General features: G+C 41.4%; 21 protein-coding genes and 1 tRNA gene. 6 read left to right on the forward strand and 16 right to left on the reverse strand.

The genetic code is table 11. From position 1 onward, the window contains the following. Positions 1 to 26 precede the first annotated feature (26 nt). Complete coding sequence (locus BMW98_RS18390; protein WP_090260633.1) at positions 27 to 608, reverse strand: hypothetical protein; 582 nt, start codon at positions 606 to 608, stop codon at positions 27 to 29. A gap of 237 nt (positions 609 to 845) precedes the next feature. Here BMW98_RS18390 and BMW98_RS18395 point away from each other — a divergent pair, with 237 nt between their 5' ends. Continuing rightward, the gene (locus BMW98_RS18395) at positions 846 to 2,078 is read left to right on the forward strand and encodes a 3-deoxy-D-manno-octulosonic acid transferase (RefSeq protein ID WP_090260635.1); all 1,233 of its coding nucleotides are present in this window, start codon (positions 846 to 848) and stop codon (positions 2,076 to 2,078) included. Beyond that, on the forward strand, positions 2,075 to 2,998 hold the full coding sequence (gene rsgA, locus BMW98_RS18400; protein WP_090260637.1) for a ribosome small subunit-dependent GTPase A: 924 nt from the start codon (positions 2,075 to 2,077) through the stop codon (positions 2,996 to 2,998). The genes BMW98_RS18395 and rsgA overlap by 4 nt, the downstream gene beginning before the upstream one ends. Before the next feature lie 63 nt (positions 2,999 to 3,061). Here rsgA and BMW98_RS18405 read toward each other — a convergent pair whose 3' ends face one another. Next, positions 3,062 to 3,448, reverse strand: a complete 387-nt coding sequence (locus BMW98_RS18405; protein ID WP_090260641.1) for an acyl-CoA thioesterase — start codon at positions 3,446 to 3,448, stop codon at positions 3,062 to 3,064. Further along, positions 3,448 to 3,879 carry a Dps family protein gene (locus BMW98_RS18410; protein WP_245733644.1) on the reverse strand — a complete coding sequence of 144 codons (432 nt, stop codon included), beginning with the start codon at positions 3,877 to 3,879 and terminating at the stop codon, positions 3,448 to 3,450. The genes BMW98_RS18405 and BMW98_RS18410 overlap by 1 nt, the downstream gene beginning before the upstream one ends. Before the next feature lie 105 nt (positions 3,880 to 3,984). Here BMW98_RS18410 and BMW98_RS18415 point away from each other — a divergent pair, with 105 nt between their 5' ends. Continuing rightward, positions 3,985 to 4,911, forward strand: coding sequence for a hydrogen peroxide-inducible genes activator (locus tag BMW98_RS18415; protein WP_090260644.1), 927 nt, complete (start codon positions 3,985 to 3,987; stop codon positions 4,909 to 4,911). 91 nt (positions 4,912 to 5,002) lie between these two features. Beyond that, positions 5,003 to 5,131, forward strand: coding sequence for a hypothetical protein (locus BMW98_RS20650; RefSeq protein ID WP_262501617.1), 129 nt, complete (start codon positions 5,003 to 5,005; stop codon positions 5,129 to 5,131). Between the two features lie 21 nt (positions 5,132 to 5,152). Here the strand turns inward: BMW98_RS20650 and BMW98_RS18420 are convergent, their stop codons facing one another. The 8 genes from BMW98_RS18420 to BMW98_RS18460 all read right to left on the reverse strand — a co-directional run bounded on the left by BMW98_RS18420 (position 5,153) and on the right by BMW98_RS18460 (position 14,121). Then, a complete protein-coding gene (locus BMW98_RS18420) occupies positions 5,153 to 7,570 on the reverse strand; it encodes an ABC transporter permease (protein ID WP_090260646.1) in 2,418 nt (805 codons plus the stop codon). Positions 7,571 to 7,643: 73 nt separating this feature from the next. Beyond that, positions 7,644 to 9,092, reverse strand: coding sequence for a hypothetical protein (locus BMW98_RS18425; protein WP_090260648.1), 1,449 nt, complete (start codon positions 9,090 to 9,092; stop codon positions 7,644 to 7,646). Positions 9,093 to 9,206: 114 nt separating this feature from the next. Next, the gene (gene arsM, locus BMW98_RS18430; protein WP_090260650.1) at positions 9,207 to 10,175 is read right to left on the reverse strand and encodes an arsenosugar biosynthesis arsenite methyltransferase ArsM; all 969 of its coding nucleotides are present in this window, start codon (positions 10,173 to 10,175) and stop codon (positions 9,207 to 9,209) included. A 2-nt stretch (positions 10,176 to 10,177) separates the two neighbouring features. After that, positions 10,178 to 11,218 (reverse strand): arsenosugar biosynthesis radical SAM (seleno)protein ArsS, encoded by a 1,041-nt coding sequence (gene arsS, locus BMW98_RS18435; protein WP_090260786.1) that lies wholly within the window; start codon positions 11,216 to 11,218, stop codon positions 10,178 to 10,180. Positions 11,219 to 11,225: 7 nt separating this feature from the next. Next, positions 11,226 to 11,561 carry an arsenosugar biosynthesis-associated peroxidase-like protein gene (locus tag BMW98_RS18440; protein WP_090260652.1) on the reverse strand — a complete coding sequence of 112 codons (336 nt, stop codon included), beginning with the start codon at positions 11,559 to 11,561 and terminating at the stop codon, positions 11,226 to 11,228. A gap of 50 nt (positions 11,562 to 11,611) precedes the next feature. Beyond that, complete coding sequence (locus BMW98_RS18445; RefSeq protein ID WP_162844617.1) at positions 11,612 to 12,298, reverse strand: TIGR04282 family arsenosugar biosynthesis glycosyltransferase; 687 nt, start codon at positions 12,296 to 12,298, stop codon at positions 11,612 to 11,614. A gap of 112 nt (positions 12,299 to 12,410) precedes the next feature. Continuing rightward, positions 12,411 to 13,364, reverse strand: coding sequence for a helix-turn-helix domain-containing protein (locus BMW98_RS18450; protein WP_090260656.1), 954 nt, complete (start codon positions 13,362 to 13,364; stop codon positions 12,411 to 12,413). Positions 13,365 to 14,047: 683 nt separating this feature from the next. Then, a tRNA-Arg gene (locus BMW98_RS18460) sits at positions 14,048 to 14,121 on the reverse strand. Between the two features lie 130 nt (positions 14,122 to 14,251). Here BMW98_RS18460 and BMW98_RS18465 point away from each other — a divergent pair. Further along, positions 14,252 to 14,950 carry a porin family protein gene (locus tag BMW98_RS18465; protein WP_162844618.1) on the forward strand — a complete coding sequence of 233 codons (699 nt, stop codon included), beginning with the start codon at positions 14,252 to 14,254 and terminating at the stop codon, positions 14,948 to 14,950. An 18-nt stretch (positions 14,951 to 14,968) separates the two neighbouring features. Here BMW98_RS18465 and BMW98_RS18470 read toward each other — a convergent pair whose 3' ends face one another. Beyond that, a complete protein-coding gene (locus tag BMW98_RS18470) occupies positions 14,969 to 15,538 on the reverse strand; it encodes a hypothetical protein (protein ID WP_139177682.1) in 570 nt (189 codons plus the stop codon). Between the two features lie 49 nt (positions 15,539 to 15,587). Continuing rightward, positions 15,588 to 17,036, reverse strand: coding sequence for an RNA polymerase factor sigma-54 (gene rpoN / locus BMW98_RS18475; protein ID WP_090260664.1), 1,449 nt, complete (start codon positions 17,034 to 17,036; stop codon positions 15,588 to 15,590). A 254-nt stretch (positions 17,037 to 17,290) separates the two neighbouring features. On the opposite strand from rpoN, the gene asnS reads away from it, so the two are divergent. Beyond that, a complete protein-coding gene (asnS, locus tag BMW98_RS18480) occupies positions 17,291 to 18,739 on the forward strand; it encodes an asparagine--tRNA ligase (RefSeq protein WP_090260666.1) in 1,449 nt (482 codons plus the stop codon). A 31-nt stretch (positions 18,740 to 18,770) separates the two neighbouring features. Here the strand turns inward: asnS and BMW98_RS18485 are convergent, their stop codons facing one another. Genes BMW98_RS18485 through BMW98_RS18495 form a run of 3 tightly spaced genes read right to left on the reverse strand, consistent with a single transcriptional unit; the run spans position 18,771 to position 21,625 of the window. Then, the gene (locus BMW98_RS18485; RefSeq protein ID WP_090260669.1) at positions 18,771 to 19,151 is read right to left on the reverse strand and encodes a T9SS type A sorting domain-containing protein; all 381 of its coding nucleotides are present in this window, start codon (positions 19,149 to 19,151) and stop codon (positions 18,771 to 18,773) included. 54 nt (positions 19,152 to 19,205) lie between these two features. Then, positions 19,206 to 20,693, reverse strand: coding sequence for an NAD(P)H-hydrate dehydratase (locus BMW98_RS18490; protein ID WP_090260671.1), 1,488 nt, complete (start codon positions 20,691 to 20,693; stop codon positions 19,206 to 19,208). After that, the gene (locus BMW98_RS18495) at positions 20,690 to 21,625 is read right to left on the reverse strand and encodes a ComEA family DNA-binding protein (protein ID WP_139177684.1); all 936 of its coding nucleotides are present in this window, start codon (positions 21,623 to 21,625) and stop codon (positions 20,690 to 20,692) included. The genes BMW98_RS18490 and BMW98_RS18495 overlap by 4 nt, the downstream gene beginning before the upstream one ends. Positions 21,626 to 21,772: the final 147 nt, after the last annotated feature.

Below are 21,772 nucleotides of genomic sequence, written 5' to 3' on the forward strand. Positions count from 1 at the left end.
TCATTGTTTTGATTGAAGTAGAAGAATTAGTCGAACTGAACTCTTGCAGTAAGGTCATACTTAAAGATTAGGTCGAAGGCTACATCAGCTTGTTCTAGTGTCACATCTTCTCCATAAAGCTCAATCTTCATATCGAAAGTCTGTCCATTTAGCAGCGCATTTTCCAACTGGCTAACTGTACTCTCATTTGCAGGAAGGTCACTTCCCTTCTCGTAGATCATAATGTCCTGAGGATTGTTCTGAACATCATTAATTCTAAGAGATAACAACTCTAAAAAGTTACCACCTTGAATAGATACAGAAACATCCAAGACCATGTCCGCACTACTAGTAGTAGGAAAACCCTCAACACTATAGGTAATAAAGTTTACTGTAAAGTTCTGAGCATCATCAAGATATTCTGAAAATTCGTCAGACTCCACTACATTTCTAGCGTAAACTATCGTAGATGGTGTTCTATCCACTTCTTGTCCAACAAATGGAGTTGAAAGATTAATTTCTATACGCTCTGTGTCAATTAGTTTCGAGATATCCGACTCTACGCCAGCCTCTCCACAGCCCCATAAAAAGACACTAATCAGGGCTAATAATAGATACTTACTTCGCATTTTAGTTTTTAGTTTTACTGATTGAAGATACAAGTTTATAAATATAGAATGCATATTTTCCTATGCGAATACCCACTAATAGGTAGATTCCCTACATTCATTTATCGAAGAACGCGCTTTTTAAAGCAGTAAACAAAGAGAATATTGCTAAGAAACTTTTACCAATAAAGAACAGGTATTTAATCATATCGAACGGATAGTTTTACCCATGCCGTTTTTACTGCTATTTTTGCACAAATGATGCTCCTTTACAACCTTTCAATCTTTCTCTACAGGCTATTGGCTATTGTTGCAAGCCCCTTTAATACAAAGGCTAAAAAGGCCGTTGAGGACAGGAAAGCATCTATTCAAGCACTTCAAACCAAGCTAGAAAACAATCAATCTCCTATCATTTGGTTTCATGCTGCATCGCTAGGAGAGTTTGAGCAAGGGTTGCCCGTAATGGAGCAGGTAAAAGCAGCCTTTCCCGAATATAAGCTATTGGTTACTTTCTTTTCACCTTCGGGCTTTGACCACAGAAAAAACCACCCTGTAGCCGACTTTACCAGTTATTTACCTTGGGATACTGGCAAGAGCGCCAGAGCTTTTGTAAAAATGGTTAATCCCAAAAAAGTAGTTTTCATTAAATACGAATACTGGTACCATCACCTCAAAACAATCAATAATCTGAGCATACCACTAGTAAGCATCTCTGCTCTTTTTACCGAAAAGCATATTTTCTTTAAACCTTACGGTGGGCTTCATCGCCAAATGCTTCGCTTTTTTGAGCATACCTTTGTTCAGAACGAAAGCTCTGAAGCGTTGCTTCAAGGCATTGGCATTAAAAACGTATCTGTTTCTGGCGACACACGCTTCGATCGAGTACAACAAACCATTGCAAACCCAGCCAAACAAAGTCAAGTTGAGACTTTCTTAGCTGGCAAACCTGCCTTTATTGTTGGAAGTGCCTGGCCCGAAGACATGGAGGTTTTAGCGGCTTTCATTAACGAACACTCCAATGACATAAAAGTGATTATTGCACCACATTTAGTGGACGATGCGCATGTGGCTAAAATTGAAGACTATTTAAAAGATCAAGCCATTCGATACACCGAATTTGACAATTTCACCAATGAGCACATACTCATTCTCAACACGATTGGCATGCTTTCTAACACCTACCAATACGGAAGCTTTGCCTATATAGGAGGTGCGTTTGGAGATGGCTTGCACAATGTATTGGAGGCTGTTGCTTTTGGCTTGCCAGTAGTTTACGGCAATAAGGGGCTCGAAAAATTCCCTGAGTCCATAGAGTTGCAAGAAAAAGGCGGTGGGTTTAGCATTGAAACAGCAGATCAAGCTCAGGCTATTTTGAACAGACTATTGAACGAAAAAGAACTCAGAAACACCGCCTCAGCTACCTGCAAGCAATACGTAAACGAGAAAGCTGGTTCTACAAACATCATAATGGACTATCTTCGTGCCATATGAGGGGAAGAGTCTACAAATCGACTGGTAGTTGGTATGGTGTAAAAGCCGAAGATGGCCACTATTATCAATGCCGCTTAAGGGGCAAATTCCGTAACGCAAAGCTAAAAGTGAACAACCCAATTGCCGTTGGCGACTGGGTAACACTAAGTACCGAAGGAGAAGAAAAAGGCTCTGCGGTAATCACTCAAATTGAAGACCGCGAGAACTACATAATCCGCAAATCAACTAGAAAAAACGGCTTTTCTCATATTTTGGCTAGCAACTTAGATCAAGCCGTTCTACTAGCGACACTTTCCTTTCCGCGCACATCGCTCGGGTTCATCGACCGCTTTCTAGTTAGTGCCGAATCATTCAGAATTCCAGCCATTATTGTTTTCAACAAAAAGGACATGCTTAAACCAAAGCAAGTGGAGTTTTGCGAAGAGCTAATGGATATGTATAAGGCAATTGGTTACGATGCCCACCTTATCTCTGTGCTTGAAGATGAAGGACTAGAAACCATCCACTCCTTATTGAAAGACAAAACCACTTTGATAGCCGGACATTCCGGAGTAGGTAAGTCAACATTGCTTAACGCTATTATTCCTTCTATCGAGCAAAAAACCGGAGAGGTTTCCTCCTTTGCCAACAAAGGCACGCACACCACTACTTTTGCAGAAATGTTTGAAATGAACGAACAGAGCTTGGTAATAGACACTCCCGGAATTAAAGAACTAGGTTTGGTTGAAATGGAACCAGAAGAAATTGGTCACTATTTTCCGGAAATGCGCCAGTTCTTGGGCGAATGTAAGTTCAACAACTGTACTCACACCAACGAGCCAGGCTGCGTAGTTTTAGATGCATTTGAGCAAGGTGAAATCAGCGAAACCCGATACCTCAGCTACCTCAGTATTTTAGAAGACTACGATAGCCATCGCTAACTTTCTGCATAAAAAAAGCCGAAGGAAAAATCCCTCGGCCTCAATCCAAAATATATAATAGAATTACACTAATCGATCTTTAACGTACTCAATTTTCGTTTTTCCATGTGGAGCGGGGTTTCCATCCTCACCCAAGTTCACCATCACGATTTTATCAATCGATAAAATCTGCTTTCGCGTTTGCTTATTTCGTACCTCACAACTTAAGGTTAGCGAGGTTCTTCCAAACTCAACAGCTTCAATACCTATTTCAATGATATCGCCTTGTTTTGGAGCCGAAATAAAGTTGATCTCGGAAATAAACTTGGTTACGATATGAGGGTTTTCAAGCTGCACAACTGTGTAAAGGGCAGCCTCCTCATCAATCCACGCCAACAACCTACCTCCAAACAGCGAACCGTTTGGGTTCAGGTCCTCGGGTTTTACCCACTTCCTAGTATGAAAATTCATTACTTCAAGTACGCTTTAAACATCCAGTTTTGTTTCTCCAACTCTTGAATGTAGCTAGTGAAAATATCGAGTGTACCCTCATCACCTGCTTCTTCCGCAGTTGTTAAAACACCATTTAAGTTTTCTATAAGCTTTTTGTTAGCGCTAATAATCGAGTTTACCATTTCATTGGCCTCCATTTGCTCCTCGTGCGATTCAACATCAGCATTCGAAACAATATTTTTAAGCGAACCTTTTGGCGTTCCTCCAAGTGCCAACACACGCTCTGCTACTTCATCAATTTTTTCAGCAGCATCTCTGTAAAGCTCCTCAAACTTATCGTGAAGCACGAAAAAGAAAGGGCCTTTTACATTCCAATGAAAAAGTCTCAGGTTTTGATAATGCACCTGATAGTTGATTAAAAGCTGATTTAATTTTTCTACTACTGTCATATTTGTTGATTTTTCCATTTCTCTGATTGTTTTCTTTTTTGTTTACACACAAAGAACGTTATTTACCCCTTCAATGTTCCTAAAAATGTTATAGAATTCGTAAATATGACATTACAACAATTAGAATACATCGTTTCGCTCGATACGCACCGTCATTTTGTTACGGCTGCCGAGCAGTGTTTTGTAACACAGCCTACGTTGACCCTGCAGGTAAAAAAGCTGGAAACGGAAATGGGCACGCTCATTTTTGATAGGTCCAAGCAGCCAATTATACCTACCCCAACAGGTGAATTGATTATAGCTAAGGCGCGCCAAATCTTAAGGGAAACCAACCAGCTAAAGGCCATGATTAATGAGGAAAAAGACACCATGAAGGGCACCTTTAGGTTAGGGGTTATTCCAACCATAGCGCCTTACTTAGTACCGCTTTTTCTCAATGACTTTACGGCCAACAACCCTAATACTAAACTTATTATTAGAGAGGTAGAGTCGTCTCAACTAATAAGCGATCTCAAAAACGACTTATTGGATATTGGGCTTATGGCTACTCCTTTAGAGGAGAGCAACCTTAGGGAGGTACCAATGTTCAACGAGCCCTTTTTGCTCTACACTAGCATGCACCATCCTTTTTTTATGAAGCAAGAGATTGACCCTAACGAACTTTCCGAAAGAGGGCTTTGGCTACTTACTGAAGGACACTGCTTAAGAAACCAAGTACTGAATATTTGCAGCGAAAAGAATGCTCGAAGTGGAAACTTCTCGTACGAAAGTGGCTCAATAGAAACGTTAAAGAACCTTGTAAAGCATAATATGGGCTATACCTTGGTACCTGAGCTTTCTGTTTTGAATGACATGACTGACCAACGTATAAAACGCTTTACCTCACCTGAGCCAATTAGGGAAGTTAGCTTGGTGGTTCATAAGAGTTTTACAAAAGAGGCCGTTCTGGAAAAACTGCGCGATAGCATCATTAAACACATTCCGAAAAACTTTAGCAAAGCCAAGAGTTTTGTACGCGTAAAGTGGCGCTAAGGGAATTACGTAAATCCAGTTTTTCACGAATTCCCGTAAAAATATTTGTGGCTATCTGAGCAGATTTGAATATCATTTAAAACAGATAGCCATGAACACTTTATCTATTGAAGCAATCCTTTTAATCGCAGGTCTTTTCTATGCTGGCATTTTCACCTTCTTAGGACTTAAACTGAGGTTGTATTTAAAGCGTTCTGCTAAGCTATCTCCAAAATTCTAGATATTAATCAACCCTTGTTTATTACTCATAGTGTAGGATTTCGGCCGGATTGGTAACGGCCGCCTTTACACTATGGAAGGAAACAGTTAGCAAGGCTATGAGCACAGACCCCAAGAGCGCCATCACAAATACGAGTAAGTTTAGCCCAACAGCATACGCAAAGGTATTTAGCCATTGCTGCATTAGGTAGTAGGCCAAGGGCCAAGCCAATAAGTTTGCCACCAATATTAGCTTTACAAACTCTTTTGAAAGCAAACCCACTAAGCCAAAAGTGGTAGCTCCCAACACCTTTCTCACTCCAATTTCCTTTCTGCGCTGCGCGGCTAAAAAAGCAGCCAAGCCAACCGCCCCTAAGCAAGCAATAATAATGGCCAAAACTGCAAAGGCAGAAAATAACTGGCCGCTACGCTCCTCTGCCTCATACAACTCTCCAAACTCCTGATCTACAAACGACAACTGCACCGCCCTTTGTTGAACAAATTCGTCCCAACTGGACTCAATAGAAGCCAGGGTATTGCTTAAGTCCGAAGTGGATACTTTCAGCACCATTAAACCGGTAGGGTTAGCGCCAAGGTCACTTGCAAAGAGGGCCAATGGGCCAATATTTTGGTGCAACGACTCGAAATGAAAATCTTCAACAACGCCAATTACAGTATAAATTGGGCCGTTTATTGGCTGTAACTGCTTTCCTATCGGGTCATTCCATCCAAAGGTTTTTACAGCCGACTCGTTTACTATTATAGCAGTTGAGTCTGTAACAATGGCATTATCAAAAGCGCGGCCATCTACCACATTCAACCCCATGGTGTTGATCAAATCATAATCTCCGCGAATGCTAGGCATTAAATACCGTTCGCTGGCATTGCCAGTAACATCCATAAAGGTGCCGCCATTTACCTGTCTACCAGGAATAGTGGCTGCTCCTGCCACCGATTCGATTCTTGGGTTTTCTAAAAGTATGTTTTTAAATGTTTCAATTTGCTCACCTAACAAGTCGGCCCGCTCTACCACTACTAATTGGTCTTTATCAAAACCCAAGGGTTTGTCATTCAAATACTGGATTTGCTGATAAATTACGAGCGTTCCGATGATTAAAACTATTGAAACTCCGAATTGAAAAATGACCAACCCGTTACGCAAAAACGAGCTTTTCGCCCCGCCACTTACTTTACCTTTCAATACTGAAATGGGTTTAAATGCCGATAGAAAGAATGCAGGGTAAAGCCCTGAAGCAACACCAAGCAACACAGAGAAAAGCACAAGACCACCAATAGATCGCCAATTCATTAAACTCACAATATCTATTTGCTTGCCCGACATTTCGTTGAAAAGCGGCATGAGCATAGAGGCAAGAAAAACAGCTAGCGCACTTGCCAACAAACAGACAAAAACGGCCTCTGTTAAAAACTGACCAACCAATTGCTTACGTACTGCGCCAAGTACTTTTCGCATTCCAACCTCTCTCGCCCTATTAGCGGCTCTAGCCGTAGTAAGGTTTATAAAATTGATGCAAGCCAAGAGTAAAATAAAGCCCGAAATCGCAGCAAATAGGTATACGATTGTCGCATTTCCGTTAGGTTCTAACTCCCACTGAAAGTTAGAATGCAAATGAATATCCTTCATTGGCTGAAGAAAGTAGCGATGATCATTTCCAGCTGCTTCATACTCCTGCCAATCAATCCCTAGAAAGCTTTGCACTTGAGGTTCCATATAAGATTGCACAATCTCTTCAATGCGCTGTTCTACCATGGCCGGATCAGTTCCTGACTCTAGCCGCAGGTAATTATAGGTTTGATATGAACCCCAAAAATCGTTTCGATACAAACCAGGCATAGTATTAAGAGAAAAAAGGAAATCGTAATGCATATGAGAGTTGGAAGGCGGATTTTTCACCACTCCTCTTACCATCATCTCACCTATATTCTGAACAGTTAATTGCTTGCCCAAAGCATCTTGACCACCGAAATACTTGGTAGCCATTGCCTCTGTAATTATTAAACTGTTTGGCTGATCCAATGCAGTTTGTTTGTCTCCACTAACAAAGTCAGCATGAAAGAAATCGAAAAAGGTAGAGTCCACCGCCAGCACATTGCGTTCATCAAAGTACTGGTCTTCTAACTGAAATGTAAGCGAACCGAAGTTATTGAACACCCGTGTAAAATTGGTCACCACGGGTAAATCGCGAACCAACGTTACACCAAGCGGCATTGGCGAACGCGCATACACAAATTGATTGTCAGGAAACTTTCTATCGAGGGCAACCCTATAAGTTTGTTCCACTTCAGGTTGAAAGCTATCATAGCTTAACTCATCGGCCACATAGGTAAGAATGAGTATGCAACAGCTAATTCCAACTGCCAAACCGGTAATATTCAGCACAGCATAAAAGCTCTGCTTACGAATATTTCTAAATGCAATTTTTATGTAGTTCTTAATCATAGCCTGCGATTTCTATGAATTAAGATAGGAAATGGATTTTCGTTTATTCTTGCGGATTATGTTAGTGGTAACATTATTCCTTCCAGAATACAATTTTCACGAAATTCTCCTTTTTAATGGTTTGCTCGGTAATCTCTCCTCCCCAAATCTGGTTTGTTCGTTCATAATGATTTATAGAAAGCAGGTGTCTACCTCTACTTAAATCATTCAAATCCAACATAAAAGCAAAGCCCTTTTCGCCTTTATTTTTGTGAGTGGTGAAGAAAAGCTCAGGGTTTTCAACCTTGGCCCCATCAATATATATGTCGTACATTTTCACCAAGCAACCAGCCGACATACTCACCATTTCGTCAAAGTTGTTGAGCGAGCGGAGTATCTCATTTATCGTCCGGGTACTATCGCCTTGCGCCTCCACACCGGCCTTCATTCCTTCCATAAAAGTTATGTCGGTATTCAGGTTTTTAGACGCAGGGCATAAGAATTGCAGAATCTCGTTATTCACTGGCGAGTACCTTACAAATAACTCCAAAAACCCATTATTTACTATGCGAGACGGAATACTGGCCGTTTCTATAAATCCATCGGTGCGCTGATCATCGTAATGTTCATTCCTTATTAAAGCCTCACTTTCATCGTCCATTTGCGGAAAGAAAGGGTAGTTATCCCAGCTGTTCAACCTATTATTAATCAAAAACAGCACAAGCAAAGCCAGCGAAGCAAACACTATATGTTTCTTCTTATAATTGGTTATTAAGTGATAGTAAATACTTCGGTAAACAAAGGAAAGCGACAGGATAGAATAGAAACGATAAATTGGGTAATAGAGCGTTGAAAACCATCTGGACCTTTTGAACACCCCGAACAACAGCGTATCTAAAAAGAAGATAATTGAGCCTAAAGCCAGAATAAACCAAACAAAGAACACAATGGCATTTAAGGTACCGGCCAAAGCCACACTTTCAATAACAACAGGGAAATACGAGGTTAAGCTTAGCACTACCAGCAAAAAAGCACCAACCAATACCACCGAAATTATGGAGAAAGCCAATAAATAAGTGTAGGCAAAAATTACGCTCGCGATCTTATCTAAATAAAGAATAAGCTCATCGAGCGTTCGAACGTTTTTGGGAATGAACTTTTTAAACCCGCCACTTAAGCGCAGGCTATCAAAATCAATTCGGTTAGAAACGGAGCTCAATCCTACTATGCCAATCCAAAATCCTCTGAGGAGTAAGTGCGCCAACAAACTGAAAAGGAAAAACCGCATGGCCAGCGGAATTGTGTTTAGAATAAGCAAAACAGAAACCGAGATAACCGGATTCATGTTTCCGCCTAAAGTGAACTTATTAAAAGCCATAGAAGCTCTAAAAAGCTCGTATTCCTCTAAACTAGTAGCCAAAAGAAAAATTGAGAAACCCGTGATCAGTAGCTCAAGCTGCCAACTTTCGAGCTGAAGGTTGTTTACCCACCGCCTTAACTTGTCCTTATCATCATTCTCGTCTGGCCTTTCTACCTGCTCCATATTCACACAAACATTTCTACTAATATTCTAAAAGCCAGAACAATTCACAAGAAAAAAGAAAGCCACGCTTGTCCAATTATTAACCAGCGTAGCTTCATTGATTTCATCATTCAGTTAGCAACAGCCGCCACCATCGTAAAAGTAGGTACTTGGCGACACCCAAATATCTGGGCTATTGAGTGCCTCTAAGTTACCGGCCGTTTTATCGCAAACAGCTAAAGGCTGGTTCGGCAAGAGTATATGCCCATTATGGTCATCAAAACACTCATCTTTTCCGGTATAAATAGCGGTTCTACCTGTAAACACACAAGGCCCATCAGCAGGCATTGGATCCTTAATTGCACACACCTCAACCGATTCTATGTAGATAGATTCTGGAGTGTCGTATTGCGTTGGAGTAAGTATGCGATAAGGCCTCTTCGCCCTAATTTCTACCGTGCCGAAGCCTATGTCAGTGATCATCTTTATGTAGTCCTTAAGCGGCAATGCCCCACTTAAGCAAAGCCCCCGAAGTTGCTCATCCTGCTTCAATGATTCAGGCATTTCATCTTCCGAAACAGGGTCAGAAAGCACCAAACGACCCCTGGGCTTTAGTACTCTGTACATCTCCTTCAGTGCCTTTTTCAAATCTTCTTCATGAAAAATATTGAACAGGCAATTCTGCGCAGCCACATCTACAGACTCATCCTCAACAGGCAAACTCAAGGCATCGCCTTTTTTGAGCGTAACAAAAGACGGATCGAACCAAGCGTTAGATTCAGCGGCCTCTTCAAAATTGCGTGCGGAAGCAGCCAACATTTCATCCACCACATCAACACCGATTACGCCCTCAGGCTGGCGACTGAAATAAGAGAACTGAAGAAGCTCCATACCTCCACCTACACCCACGTAGAGAATCTTGGGGTTGTTCACCAAATCTCGAGGGTGAACAGTGCTGCCGCAACCATAATTCATTTGCTGCATTATTTTGGGAATCTCCAACCCCGGAAAAGCCCAAACTGGTGTCGTAGTACAGCAAAGCCCCACATCGGGTGTTTCTGCTGCTTTTTTATAAATGTCTTTAGTGGTTTCTAAATAACTCATGTTTATGTAGTTGCACCGCCACAGCTAGAACCTGCCCCTGCAGTACAGCCATAACAGTGTTGATTTATTACTATTTCTCTGTCCATTACCTTGTCCCAATCAAAGTCTTTAACATGCTTAGGCGCATTCCCCGACAATTTCAACTCTAGCATTTGGTTAAAATCGCAATCGTACAGATAACCATCCCAGCTAATTGAAACCATGTTTCGGCACATAACCCCTGCAGCTGCCACAGGGTTATAAGCATTGGCCAATTCATCCATATACGACTCGTAATTCTTAGAATTGAGTAGGTAATCCAAGAATCGACTGACAGGAAGGTTAGTAATTACAAACAGGTCGTTGAATACGATATCGTAGCTTTCCTTTAATTTCTGTTTAAACTCTTGGGTTAGAATGGCCTGATCGTCTGGTAGAAATGCACCTGAAGGGTTATAAACCAAATCGAGCTTCAGGCCAGAGTCTGCTTTGCCATAACCTACGGCATTCAGCATTTTCAATGCCTCAATGGACTTTTCGAAAACACCATTACCTCGCTGGGCATTTGTTCGTCTGGCTGTAAAAGAAGGCAACGATGAAACCACATTCACCCCGTGTTTTCTAAAGAAGTCGGGCAAATCGTGGTACTTAGGGTTTGCTAAAATTATGGTAAGATTACAGCGCACAATAATTTGGCGTCCTTGTTCAGAAAGGGCTTCTACAAACCACCTAAAATCAGGATTCATTTCTGGAGCTCCACCTGTAAGGTCTACGGTTTTTACATCGGTACCTTCCAGTGCATACAAAATTTGCTGCATGGTTTCGCGGGTCATTATTTCCTTTCGGTCAGGCCCTGCATCTACATGGCAGTGTTTGCAAACTTGGTTACACATTTTACCCACGTTCACCTGAAAGGTATCTATTCCCGTAGGGGTAAGTTCCACTCCACTCTTATCTAGTTGCTGTGCAAAAGAAGGAACACCGGCAGCCTCGTGGTTGCTTAAAACCTTCACCTGTTCATCAGGCGAAGACAGCCAATGTTTCTCCCTAAGCAAAGTTTTAATGCTCATATTACATTAGTTTCTCGTCTACTTTATTCATCATTTGCACACCATGAACCAAAGAAGCACCACCTCTGATAGCCGCTGCTACATGTACAGCTTCCATCATTTGTTCTTCATCTGCTCCTTTTTTCATGCTGTCATCGGTATATGCATCAATACAGTACGGGCACTGCACGGCATGAGCTACAGCCAGCGCTATTAGCGATTTTTCTCTCGCGGTAAGTGCTCCAGGCTCAAAAACAGCTCCGTACCAATCGAAGAATTTTTTTCCTAGTTTCTCTTGAAAATCAGTTATCTGCCCGAACTTCTTAAGGTCGGCAGGATTATAATATGTTTTGTCCATGAAAAGGTTTGTAAGGTTTAAGCGCACAAAACGCACGCTGAATAAGTATGCTAAAATCGATTGAGTAAGCAGAAAGGAGGACCTTTCCAAAATGCCAGCATGCATGCACGCAGCACCTCAATTGTTTGCTCAAAAATTCTTTGGTATGTATAGGTGAATGCCGCACATAGCAGACGTACGAACTTACGCACACCTTTGGATGCCTCTCGTCTCAAAAGAAGGAGATCCCTCTTTGAATTGACATCGCGCAGACTCCACTCTAGCGAGTAGGATTTTACACGTGACTTAAGCTCCTGAGCTACCGCAGCAGTGCTCCACTTTATGCTAATCAAATCATTGAAATCAACCTTTGTTAGGTCAATTCCTAATAGTGCTATACCACCACGCTTATCTTCTAAAACCACAGACGGGTGATTTCCCAAGCTTTGGGCAGCCTGTTTTAAATGCAAGGCATTCAGTTCGGGACAGTCATTCCCAATTACCAGTACTTTTTTAAACCCTCCAGACTCAATGGATAGAATGGCGTTTATCAGGCGCTCCCCAAATGTTCTGCCGACTTGACTACCAGAATAAACCTCATGCAGAGCAAACCCAGTTTGCTCTGCTACTCGAAGTGCCTTACTTACTAAACCTGAATAAACTGATTTGAATCGTTCCTTCGAAAGACCAAACGACTTCGCCTTATACTCATCTTCGAGCGTTCTTGAGAAAAAAAGTATGGCGGTTTCCGACTGCATGTTTGGTACGAATAACGGACAATAAGGAGAGAATAATTCCTTGCAAAAACAAGAACTCTCCATAATTGTCAGCTTGCATACATCAAACAAGCAAAGCGCAAAAGGGTTTATTTTATGCTGTCATAATCAACTTATTGCTAAGCAAATTTCTGTAAACAGAAGGCGTATGACCAGTATAAGAGCAAAATAATCTTGTAAAAGAACTTACATCCCTAAAGCCAATTTCATGACAAATCATTTGTACAGACCTATCACCGTTTTCTAACAGCCATTTAGCCCGCTCTATTCTTAGGTGGGTTACAAACTTTTTGGGCGTAATGCCAAAGGTGTGCTTAAAAGCCCTATGAAAATGATAAGGAGAAAGACAGGCCACCCTAGAAATCTCGTTTAGATTAACATCTTCGCAGTAATGTGCTTGAATATAATCTCTAGCTATAGACAGCCTTTTGAAGAGTTCAACCTGAGTAGATTTCTTGACAACATTTTGCCGTTCAAAAGGCGATAACACCTCTTTTGTTCTTCGCATTACGGTGGTTAATATGGTAGAGAACAGTTCGAATTCATCAACCATATCAACTGGTGCACATATATGTTCATCCATTAACTCCTCAATACAGGTTTTTAAACCTGCATCTACCACCAACGAATGTTCTGGGAAGTGAAAAGTGCTGTTAGTACACTCAAATAGACCACCGGAGTCGAGCAAACTGAGGTTGCTTTTTTGCTTACAGGCAATAAAATCCGCGATAAACTGCTCGTTAAAACAAAACGCCAGCATTGTTGTATCTTCATTATTCAGTGCCCGCAAATGATATTCAGTACCTTCGTTCATAACGAAAAACTGGCCTGAATTGACTTGCACTTGCTGGTTATTCACTTCATAAACCTGAGTACCGTCAAGCCCAAACCGAATTGTAAATCGTGTTTGCTGATTTTCTGCCGATAAATTTTTAGATGAGAAATAGGCGAAGCCGTTGTTGATTCCTTCCATTGAACCATTTTCTGTTCGCCAATAAAGCTGTCCACCCTTTTTGTGGATAGTGTGTTGACCCTTATACGCTATCATTGTTTTGACCTTTTACCGAATATACGGTGAGTTTTGTTTTTCAGAATAGCCTTTATTTCAGCGGAATAACACCATTTAACCACAAACAGCACTCAAGAAAAGCAACTGCATTTTATCCAAAAATACGACCGCCAATTGACCAGATTGAGCGAATATCTTCTGAATGAACCGAACCCGAACACTTTGTAAGAGTGTCCGAATTAAATGATGAATTTACGTAAGTGGTTACTTATTAAAAGTACTATACACCGAATAAACGCACATATTCTAGCCTTTAGTTACGTGATAACGTGCCGTGGGTTCAAAAAAAATTGGATGGAGAATAAAAAGAGGAGTTACAAGGTTACCTCTTTTACTAATAAAAACCCTTGGTGTGCACTTTTGGGAATTGGCAAACAACTCTAAATATCACACCTGAAAATACAAAAGCTCATGCTGCGCATGTCTTTTTTTCTTGATTACCCGAGCAAGCTCGGTAATCCGTAAATAAAAAAAGCTCTGAAAACATTCAGAGCTTTTGTACTTTAAGTGACCTCGGCAGGATTGTTCGTACCCGCAGAGCATACCGCACAGCCCCTCACGAATCTCTCCGAATACTCGGAAGAGATTTCAAATGGTTTGAACCTGATACAAAATCTTAAAAACAGAAAAGGCCACCCCAAGGGTGACCTTTTCTGTTTTTGTGACCTCGGCAGGATTCAAACCTGCAACCTCTTGAGCCGTAATCAAGTGCACTATTCAGTTATGCTACGAGGCCAAATACTTTTCGCTGTTAAAGTCCGTTAAAACGGAGTGCAAAGGTAATTAATTCTTTTTCTTTGCAAAACACGTTTATGTATACTTTTAAAAAATACTATCTTTGCCACCGCTTTAAACAGCGCAACTATATGAAAAAAAGCCTTTTAATATTCGCATTAATTTTTGTCGCATTTTCTGCCAAAGCTCAAAGACCGGATCTTCCGGGTGCATTGGTCTTCGATTTTGGCTTTAATAGCTGGTCAGACAAGCCTACTGGTGCCGACTTAAACTGGTTTCAGTCAAAAACAGTAAACGCAACTTACTTCTACGACTTACCAATTGGCAAGGGTGGTTTTACCTTAACCCCTGGTTTAGGCATGAGCTGGGAAAAGTATACATTCGACAACAACACTACACTTGTCTCTAGCATTAGCAACGGCCAGAGAACAACTGAGGTAGTTGACTTAGAAGATCAATTCGGTTCATTAAGTTTTGATAAATCAAAGCTTGGCCTATTCTACGTAGACATGCCACTTGAAATTAGATGGTATGCGAATAGAGACAAATACAGCAGAGGTTTTAGAGTAGCAGCCGGTGGTAAGGTTGGTGTTCTTTACTCTTCTTTTACAAAGGTTAAGTTTCAAGATGCACTTGGCGACAACAGAATGCTAAAAGACCGAAAAGAGCTAGGGTTTAACCGCTTTAGATACGGCCTACAGGCAAGAGTTGGCTGGGGTGGTTTTGCCATTTTTAGCTTCTACGAACTTTCTGATAAGTTTGACAACCCTCCGGCAGGCGGGGCGGACACAAGAACACTTACAATAGGAATATCACTAACGGGCTTTTAATTAAGCCCTTTTTTCTGCCTAAGAAAAAAAGACAACTGCCGCATAACAGACCAAAAAACCCATTGTGGCCCCGGCCCATATCTCAGCTGGCTTGTGTGCCTTAAGAAAAAGACGAGACCAAAACACTAAACCACAAAGTGCAACTGACCAAACCAACGGCCAGAACAATGTATTGGTAGAAGCAAACTGGTTTTGAAAGGCTACAATAAAGCCGAGCCAACCAGCAACACCAGCTGCATGCGCGCTTATCTTCCACTTAAATGTGATACCATTCGTTAGCACAACCACTGTTGTAATGGCCAAAAAACAATTATACATAAGCGGAGTCAACCACTCCTGCCCTTTTATAAGGTATGAAACCACCACATAAAATAGCGTAATGAACACAAAAGGGATGTAACGATCTGTTCTATTGACCATATTCAAATCGCGAATAACCCGCGTAGCTTTAAACATGACAACCGTAAGCACCGGAATAACGCAAGTGGTTACAAAAATGAGCGAAACAACTGTCCATCTACCTTTATCCGTAAGATTTGAACTACTCCCCAAATGAAATAAGAGGGTATAAAAAACCAATGTCGGCATCAACAATGGCTGAAAAATGTATGTGATTAACTTGGCGAAAAAACTCAAACTATAATTCTTTTCTTAGTCGCGCTACAGGTATGTTCAGCTGCTCACGATATTTAGCAACTGTTCTACGCGCAATATTGTACCCTTTTGCCTTGAGTGCCTTTTCTAACTTATCATCCGAAAGCGGCTTCTTCTTGTCTTCGTTATTAATAAACTCAGCCAATACGTTTTTCACTTCTCTCGAGCTTACATCCTCTCCACTTGCTGTAGAAATTCCCTCGCTAAAGAAGTACTTTAAAGGAAAAATACCGAAATCCGTCTGAACCGACTTGGAGTTAGCCACACGCGAAACCGTAGAAATATCCATTTGGATTTCGTTGGCAATATCCTTCAAGATCATAGGGCGAAGTTTGGTTTCATCACCCTCCAAAAAGAATTCATACTGATACTTCACAATCGCCTCCATTGTTCTTAGCAATGTATTTTGGCGCTGTTTAATAGCATCTATAAACCACTTTGCAGCATCAAGCTTTTGCTTAACAAACGAAACGGTCTCTTTTAGCTTCTTATCCTTTTTATCACTCTTATCATATGCCTTAAACATATCAGAGTACGACTGACTTACTCTTAACTCAGGTGCGTTTCTGGAATTAAGCGTCAAGTCCATCTTTCCATTATTGTTAGAAAGAATAAAATCTGGAATAAGATATTGCGTTTTAACGATTCCACCAGAAACGCCACCCGGCTTAGGGTTTAGCTTAACAATTGCGGCAACTGCATCTTTCAGCAACTCTTGATCGTCAATATTGAGTTTCCGAACAATCTTATCGTAATGCTTCTTGGTAAACTCATCAAAGCAATGCTCAATTATTTCAATTGCTGCTTGCAGCACCGGGTCTTCCTCCAAGTCTTCCAACTTTCTTTGAAGTTGAATCAACAAGCACTCTTGAAGATTTCTTGCCGCTATGCCAGGAGGATCAAATTGTTGAATTTGACCGAGCAACTCTTCAAGCTCCTCAATATCAGTTTCTATATTTTGTGAGAACGCCAAATCGTTTACGATAGCATCCAACTCTCTTCTTATATACCCATCAGATTCAATGCTGCCAATAAGTTGCTTAGCGATGGTTTCGCTACGACTATCGAGCCCTAAATACCCCAATTGCATCTCAAGCTGATCATTCAAAGAGGCCTGCATGGCGATCGGCATTTCCTTGTCTTCATCATCATAACTACCATCACCTTGCATTTTATAGCCGGAGTAGTCATCATCTCCAAGGTAGTCCTCTACGTTCAAATCATCGGTAGGGCTCTCCGCCTCGTCATAATCATCTGCTTCACTTACTGGCTCAGGCTCTTCTCTCCCCTCTTCCAAAGCAGGGTTCAACTCAAGTTCTTCTTCTACACGCGTATCCAACTCTGCAGTTGGCACCTGTAACAACTTGATAAACTGAATCTGTTGTGGAGACAGTTTCTGACCTAATGTTTGACTTAAACTGAGTTTCTGCATGCGTTGAGTTTTGTTCGACTCGTTCAACCAAAGTTAAGTAAAGAACGAGAGAAAGAAATGCAATGTGACACTTTTTAACAAAAATCATGCAAAAAATTAAAAACAGCCAAAACATCACACAATCAACCTTTTTTCTATTCGTTCCATAAGGTTTAGCCACAGCAGTTATTTACCGAAATGACAGTCAATTAATTGTTAATAAGGAGAAAAAATGATTGTTTTGCGTTCATTTTAATCGCTTGAGAAATAGCCCCATGAAAACAAAAAGAACAAAAGTATCGGAGCTGCTACAAAGCACTGAATTCGACAGAGAGGTTTTAGTAAAAGGCTGGGTAAGAACTAAACGTGGAAATAAACACGTGAATTTTATCGCTGTCAATGATGGTTCAACCATTAAGAACATTCAGGTTGTAGCCGACCCAAATCAAATCAGCGAGGATACTTTGCGACTTGTTACTACTGGAGCTAGTATTTCGGTTACAGGTAAACTTGTGGCATCTCAAGGGGCTGGCCAAAACATGGAAATCCAAGCGTCTCAGCTGGAAGTACTCGGCACAGCCGACCCTGAAAAGTATCCATTGCAACCAAAAAAGCACTCTTTTGAATTTTTGAGAGAGATTGCGCATTTGCGCCCAAGAACCAGCACATTTAGTGCAGTTTACAGAATGCGCCACGCTATGTCTTTTGCCGTTCATCAGTTCTTTAACCAAAAGGGCTTTGTATATATGCACACCCCTATTGTTACTGGTTCTGATGCAGAAGGTGCAGGCGAAATGTTTAGAGTGACAACACTTGATGCTAAAAATCCTCCACTAACAGAGGACGGATCGGTTGACTTCAGTGAAGACTTCTTCGGCAAGGAAACAAACCTAACCGTATCGGGTCAGCTGGAAGGAGAACTAGGGGCACTTGCATTGGGAGACATCTACACTTTCGGGCCAACCTTTAGAGCCGAGAACTCTAACACAACTCGCCATTTAGCGGAATTCTGGATGATTGAGCCAGAAATGGCTTTTTACGAGCTTTCCGACAACATGGACTTGGCTGAAGAATTCTTAAAATACTTGGCCAAATACGCACTAGATAACTGTGCAGATGACCTAGAGTTTTTAGAAAACAGACTACTTGACGAGGAAAAGAACAAACCTGCAACCGAGCGCAGCCCGATGACCCTGCGCGAAAAGCTACAGTTTGTTGTTGAAAACGACTTCGAAAGAGTTAGCTATACAGATGCTGTTGAAATATTGAGAAACTCTAAGCCTAACAAAAAGAAGAAATTTCAATTCCCTGTAGAAGGGTGGGGAACAGATCTACAATCAGAACACGAGCGTTACCTGGTTGAAAAACATTTCAACAAGCCTGTCATCCTTTTCGATTACCCTAAAGACATCAAAGCATTCTACATGCGCATGAATGATGATGACAAAACTGTTGGCGCCATGGACATTCTTTTCCCTGGCATTGGCGAGATTGTTGGTGGTTCGCAGCGAGAGGAAAGACTTGATGTACTAAGAGCCAGAATGGCAGAAATGCATATTCCTGAAGAAGAAATGGATTGGTACTTAGACACCAGAAGGTTCGGCTCGGTACCACATAGTGGATTCGGACTAGGCTTTGAAAGACTAATGATCTTTGTAACTGGACTAGGAAATATTAGGGATGTGATTCCTTTCCCAAGAACACCTGGAAACGCAATGTATTAAAAACAACAAACCCCGAAACTTTCGGGGTTTTTCATTTCTTAGAGAATCTTATGGTTTGTTGGAACTTGGTCCTATCCTCTCGAACCAGCACCAGATAGTAACCTCTTGGAAAACTACTTACATCTACCTTGTATTTATCGGTACCGTTCTTTTCTAGATAGATGTTCATTTTTGTCCCGATAATACTTCTGATTTCAATTTTAGGCTTACTAAGCTCAGCATCCGTTAGATCGATGTTAATCAAATCAGAGGTTGGGTTTGGAAATACCTCAATCTTAACTTTCTCGTCAGATGAAGATCCACCGGCCTCTGCAAGCCTACCGTTTTGGGCTGAAAGACTCGCACATACCAAAAGCAATATCGCCATTAAGGCGAATCTTTGAAGCGGTATGTTTAGGCTGAAGGTTTTCATTCTCTTATTAGACCCATCAATTGACCTGAAGGTTTGGATAAATATACTCTTTTTTCAAATAATTTTCTTTTTCCGAACGTTATCAATTGAATATGGTAATGATTCAAGCAAATCTGATGCCATTAATGACACTTCACCTACCTTTTTTGCAGCATAATCTCCAGCCAAGCCGTGCAAGTAAACCCCACTTAAAGCAGCCTCACTAGCAGCCATCCCCTGCCCAAGCAAAGCTGTTATAATTCCAGCAAGCACATCTCCACTACCACCCGTTGCCATACCAGCATTGCCCGTATTATTGAAAACCACTCGTTCACTATCAACAACTGCTGTATGTGCACCCTTTAACACAATCACTAAATCGTACTTTTTCGCAGCCTGTTGTGCCCGCTCCAATCTTTCAAAACCATCCTTACACTCACCAAACAACCTATGAAATTCTCCCACATGCGGTGTTAATACCGTTTTACTCGGTAACTCTTTCAGAAGCAAAGGGTTTTGCGCCAAAATATTTAGTGCATCTGCATCTAGTACCAAAGGCTTCTCAACTGACCTAAGAAATTGCAGAAGCCCATGAACAGTTGACTCATTAACACCTAACCCGGGGCCAATACAAATAGCAGAGGCATCAGACTGAACAACCGGATTTGAAATAAACTCACCCCCCTCATCCACAGTAACCATGGCTTCTGGCACACTTACTTGCATTGCTGTATACCCTTCTCTTGGTATATGAACAGTGAGCAACCCAGCCCCTGACCGCATAATTGCTTTGGCACAAAGAATTGCTGCCCCCATTTTTCCATAGCTGCCTGCCAACAATTGCACCTTACCAAAATTACCTTTATGACTGAACTTTTCTCGTTTTGGCAAACCAACATCACTCGCCTCTATCAAGTAAAAATCCGACTCTTGCCCCTCAATAAAAGCCTCATTGAGCCCAATATCGACACAATGCCATTTCCCAGTGAACCTCCCAGTTTCGGGAACAAAAAAAGAGCGTTTTGGTCTTTGAAAAGTAATGGTATCATCAGCCCTAATAACTGCACCATGACCAGAGGAATCTGCAAAAAGACCAGACGGAACATCCACGCTAACCACAGGCACATCACTCCTATTAATATCATCAAACAGATCGGCCAGCCAACCTTCAACAGGCCTATTGAGCCCTGAGCCAAAAATTGCATCGATAATCAACTCACAGTTAACTCCAGTGTGGTCGCCCTCCTTTAAAACCACACAATTATCTAAGCGATCAAAATTACTCTTACAATCGGCCGAAAGACTATCAGCATACTTTACCAAGTAAGCCTGCGCATCTACTCCATTCCGCTGAAGCAACCTGGCAATTGCCAGACCATCGCCACCATTATTACCGGTTCCGGCAAACACACAGACAGAAGACACCGCAGGGTACAATTCAAGAAAGCATTCCACAAACCGCTTAGAAGCCCTCTCCATAAGATCAATAGAGGAAATCCCCTCCTTTGTAATCGTAAAGCTATCGGTTGCGCGCGTTTGCGCTGCGCTAATAATTTTCTTCATCGGAAATCCAGGTAAGGTAAAAGTTTGACTACTTGAGTACTGTCGAATGTCTCGACCTTTAATAGGTCATTGGCATTGGTGAATTTACCGTTTTTACTTTTCGTGTTCAAAATATCACCGGCCTGTTGGTAAGAGATATACGGATGTGCGTTGAGCTGCTTAAAAGTAGCTAAGTTGATCGCCAGTTTTTTTAACTGATAATCCTCACAAATAAGGTGCGGTTGCAAAGCCACAAAAAGAGAGTCGGACAGCCCATAAACCTCCCGCAACTGCTCAACATGATAAAAGCCTCCAAGCAAATCTCGATATTTAACGATTCTGCGCGCATAGGCTGGCCCAATACCCCGTAAGGCGCGCAGGCTCATTGAATCGGCACTAGCAATATTTACAACTAAAAATTCTTCAGCTTTTTTCTCTGGTGCCCTCACCTCAATCTCACCATCAGGTTTAGGTACTTTTGGCGTTGGCTTCTTTTCTACCCTAGCCTTAACCTTATCGGGCAAGAGAATGAATTGCTCAAGTCTATTATAAGTCGAATCTGGGAAATCATAAATTCTCTTTAAGTCAGCTTTCACCCTAAATTGACCACCCTTAGACCGATAATTTTCTATTCGATCCGCTATAAAACCTGGAACGCCCAGCAGCCTCAAACTATCTCCAGAAACCACATTTGGATTAAATAAGAATTCCTCTGGTTTTGATGGAGAAACTAGCTCATTAGGCCGCACCGACTCTTTCACTCTTGCTACCAGACTATCGAGCAATACGGCATCATGTTCATAGTTCTGATAATCAACCCTAAACCAGGCCGAATAGAATTTTGGAGATAAGACTATAAGCACCAACAATGGAACCAAAACCACCACAGCATTGGTTTCTGTCTTGGTAAAACCGAAATAGTGTTTAATCCATTGTTTCAATCGGAATTTCAAGGTGTGTGCGTTTTGAAATTAATACAATTAAATATACCGAAAGTATTAAAACCCAGAGAATTGTCAAACAATTATTTAGAAGCATTCTAAATATCAAACACTGATTTTTATCACTTTTATTAAGAATATGCAGAGGTTATTTTTGCA

This window comes from Roseivirga pacifica, from assembly GCF_900111145.1.
Lineage (GTDB): Bacteria > Bacteroidota > Bacteroidia > Cytophagales > Cyclobacteriaceae > Roseivirga > Roseivirga pacifica.

Excerpts from the sequence above, each read along its gene's own strand:
- BMW98_RS18470 (WP_139177682.1), bottom strand. The coding sequence starts at position 15,538 with ATGCCGACATTGGTTTTTTATACCCTCTTATTTCATTTGGGGAGTAGT.
- BMW98_RS20650 (WP_262501617.1), top strand. The coding sequence starts at position 5,003 with ATGAACACTTTATCTATTGAAGCAATCCTTTTAATCGCAGGTCTTTTC.
- BMW98_RS18425 (WP_090260648.1), bottom strand. The coding sequence starts at position 9,092 with ATGGAGCAGGTAGAAAGGCCAGACGAGAATGATGATAAGGACAAGTTA.
- BMW98_RS18490 (WP_090260671.1), bottom strand. The coding sequence starts at position 20,693 with ATGAAGAAAATTATTAGCGCAGCGCAAACGCGCGCAACCGATAGCTTT.
- BMW98_RS18390 (WP_090260633.1), bottom strand. The coding sequence starts at position 608 with ATGCGAAGTAAGTATCTATTATTAGCCCTGATTAGTGTCTTTTTATGG.
- BMW98_RS18440 (WP_090260652.1), bottom strand. The coding sequence starts at position 11,561 with ATGGACAAAACATATTATAATCCTGCCGACCTTAAGAAGTTCGGGCAG.
- BMW98_RS18450 (WP_090260656.1), bottom strand. The coding sequence starts at position 13,364 with ATGATAGCGTATAAGGGTCAACACACTATCCACAAAAAGGGTGGACAG.
- BMW98_RS18410 (WP_245733644.1), bottom strand. The coding sequence starts at position 3,879 with ATGACAGTAGTAGAAAAATTAAATCAGCTTTTAATCAACTATCAGGTG.
- BMW98_RS18405 (WP_090260641.1), bottom strand. The coding sequence starts at position 3,448 with ATGAATTTTCATACTAGGAAGTGGGTAAAACCCGAGGACCTGAACCCA.
- BMW98_RS18485 (WP_090260669.1), bottom strand. The coding sequence starts at position 19,151 with ATGAAAACCTTCAGCCTAAACATACCGCTTCAAAGATTCGCCTTAATG.
- rpoN (WP_090260664.1), bottom strand. The coding sequence starts at position 17,036 with ATGCAGAAACTCAGTTTAAGTCAAACATTAGGTCAGAAACTGTCTCCA.
- BMW98_RS18420 (WP_090260646.1), bottom strand. The coding sequence starts at position 7,570 with ATGATTAAGAACTACATAAAAATTGCATTTAGAAATATTCGTAAGCAG.
- asnS (WP_090260666.1), top strand. The coding sequence starts at position 17,291 with ATGAAAACAAAAAGAACAAAAGTATCGGAGCTGCTACAAAGCACTGAA.
- BMW98_RS18465 (WP_162844618.1), top strand. The coding sequence starts at position 14,252 with ATGAAAAAAAGCCTTTTAATATTCGCATTAATTTTTGTCGCATTTTCT.
- BMW98_RS18415 (WP_090260644.1), top strand. The coding sequence starts at position 3,985 with ATGACATTACAACAATTAGAATACATCGTTTCGCTCGATACGCACCGT.
- rsgA (WP_090260637.1), top strand. The coding sequence starts at position 2,075 with ATGAGGGGAAGAGTCTACAAATCGACTGGTAGTTGGTATGGTGTAAAA.
- arsM (WP_090260650.1), bottom strand. The coding sequence starts at position 10,175 with ATGAGTTATTTAGAAACCACTAAAGACATTTATAAAAAAGCAGCAGAA.
- BMW98_RS18445 (WP_162844617.1), bottom strand. The coding sequence starts at position 12,298 with ATGCAGTCGGAAACCGCCATACTTTTTTTCTCAAGAACGCTCGAAGAT.
- BMW98_RS18395 (WP_090260635.1), top strand. The coding sequence starts at position 846 with ATGATGCTCCTTTACAACCTTTCAATCTTTCTCTACAGGCTATTGGCT.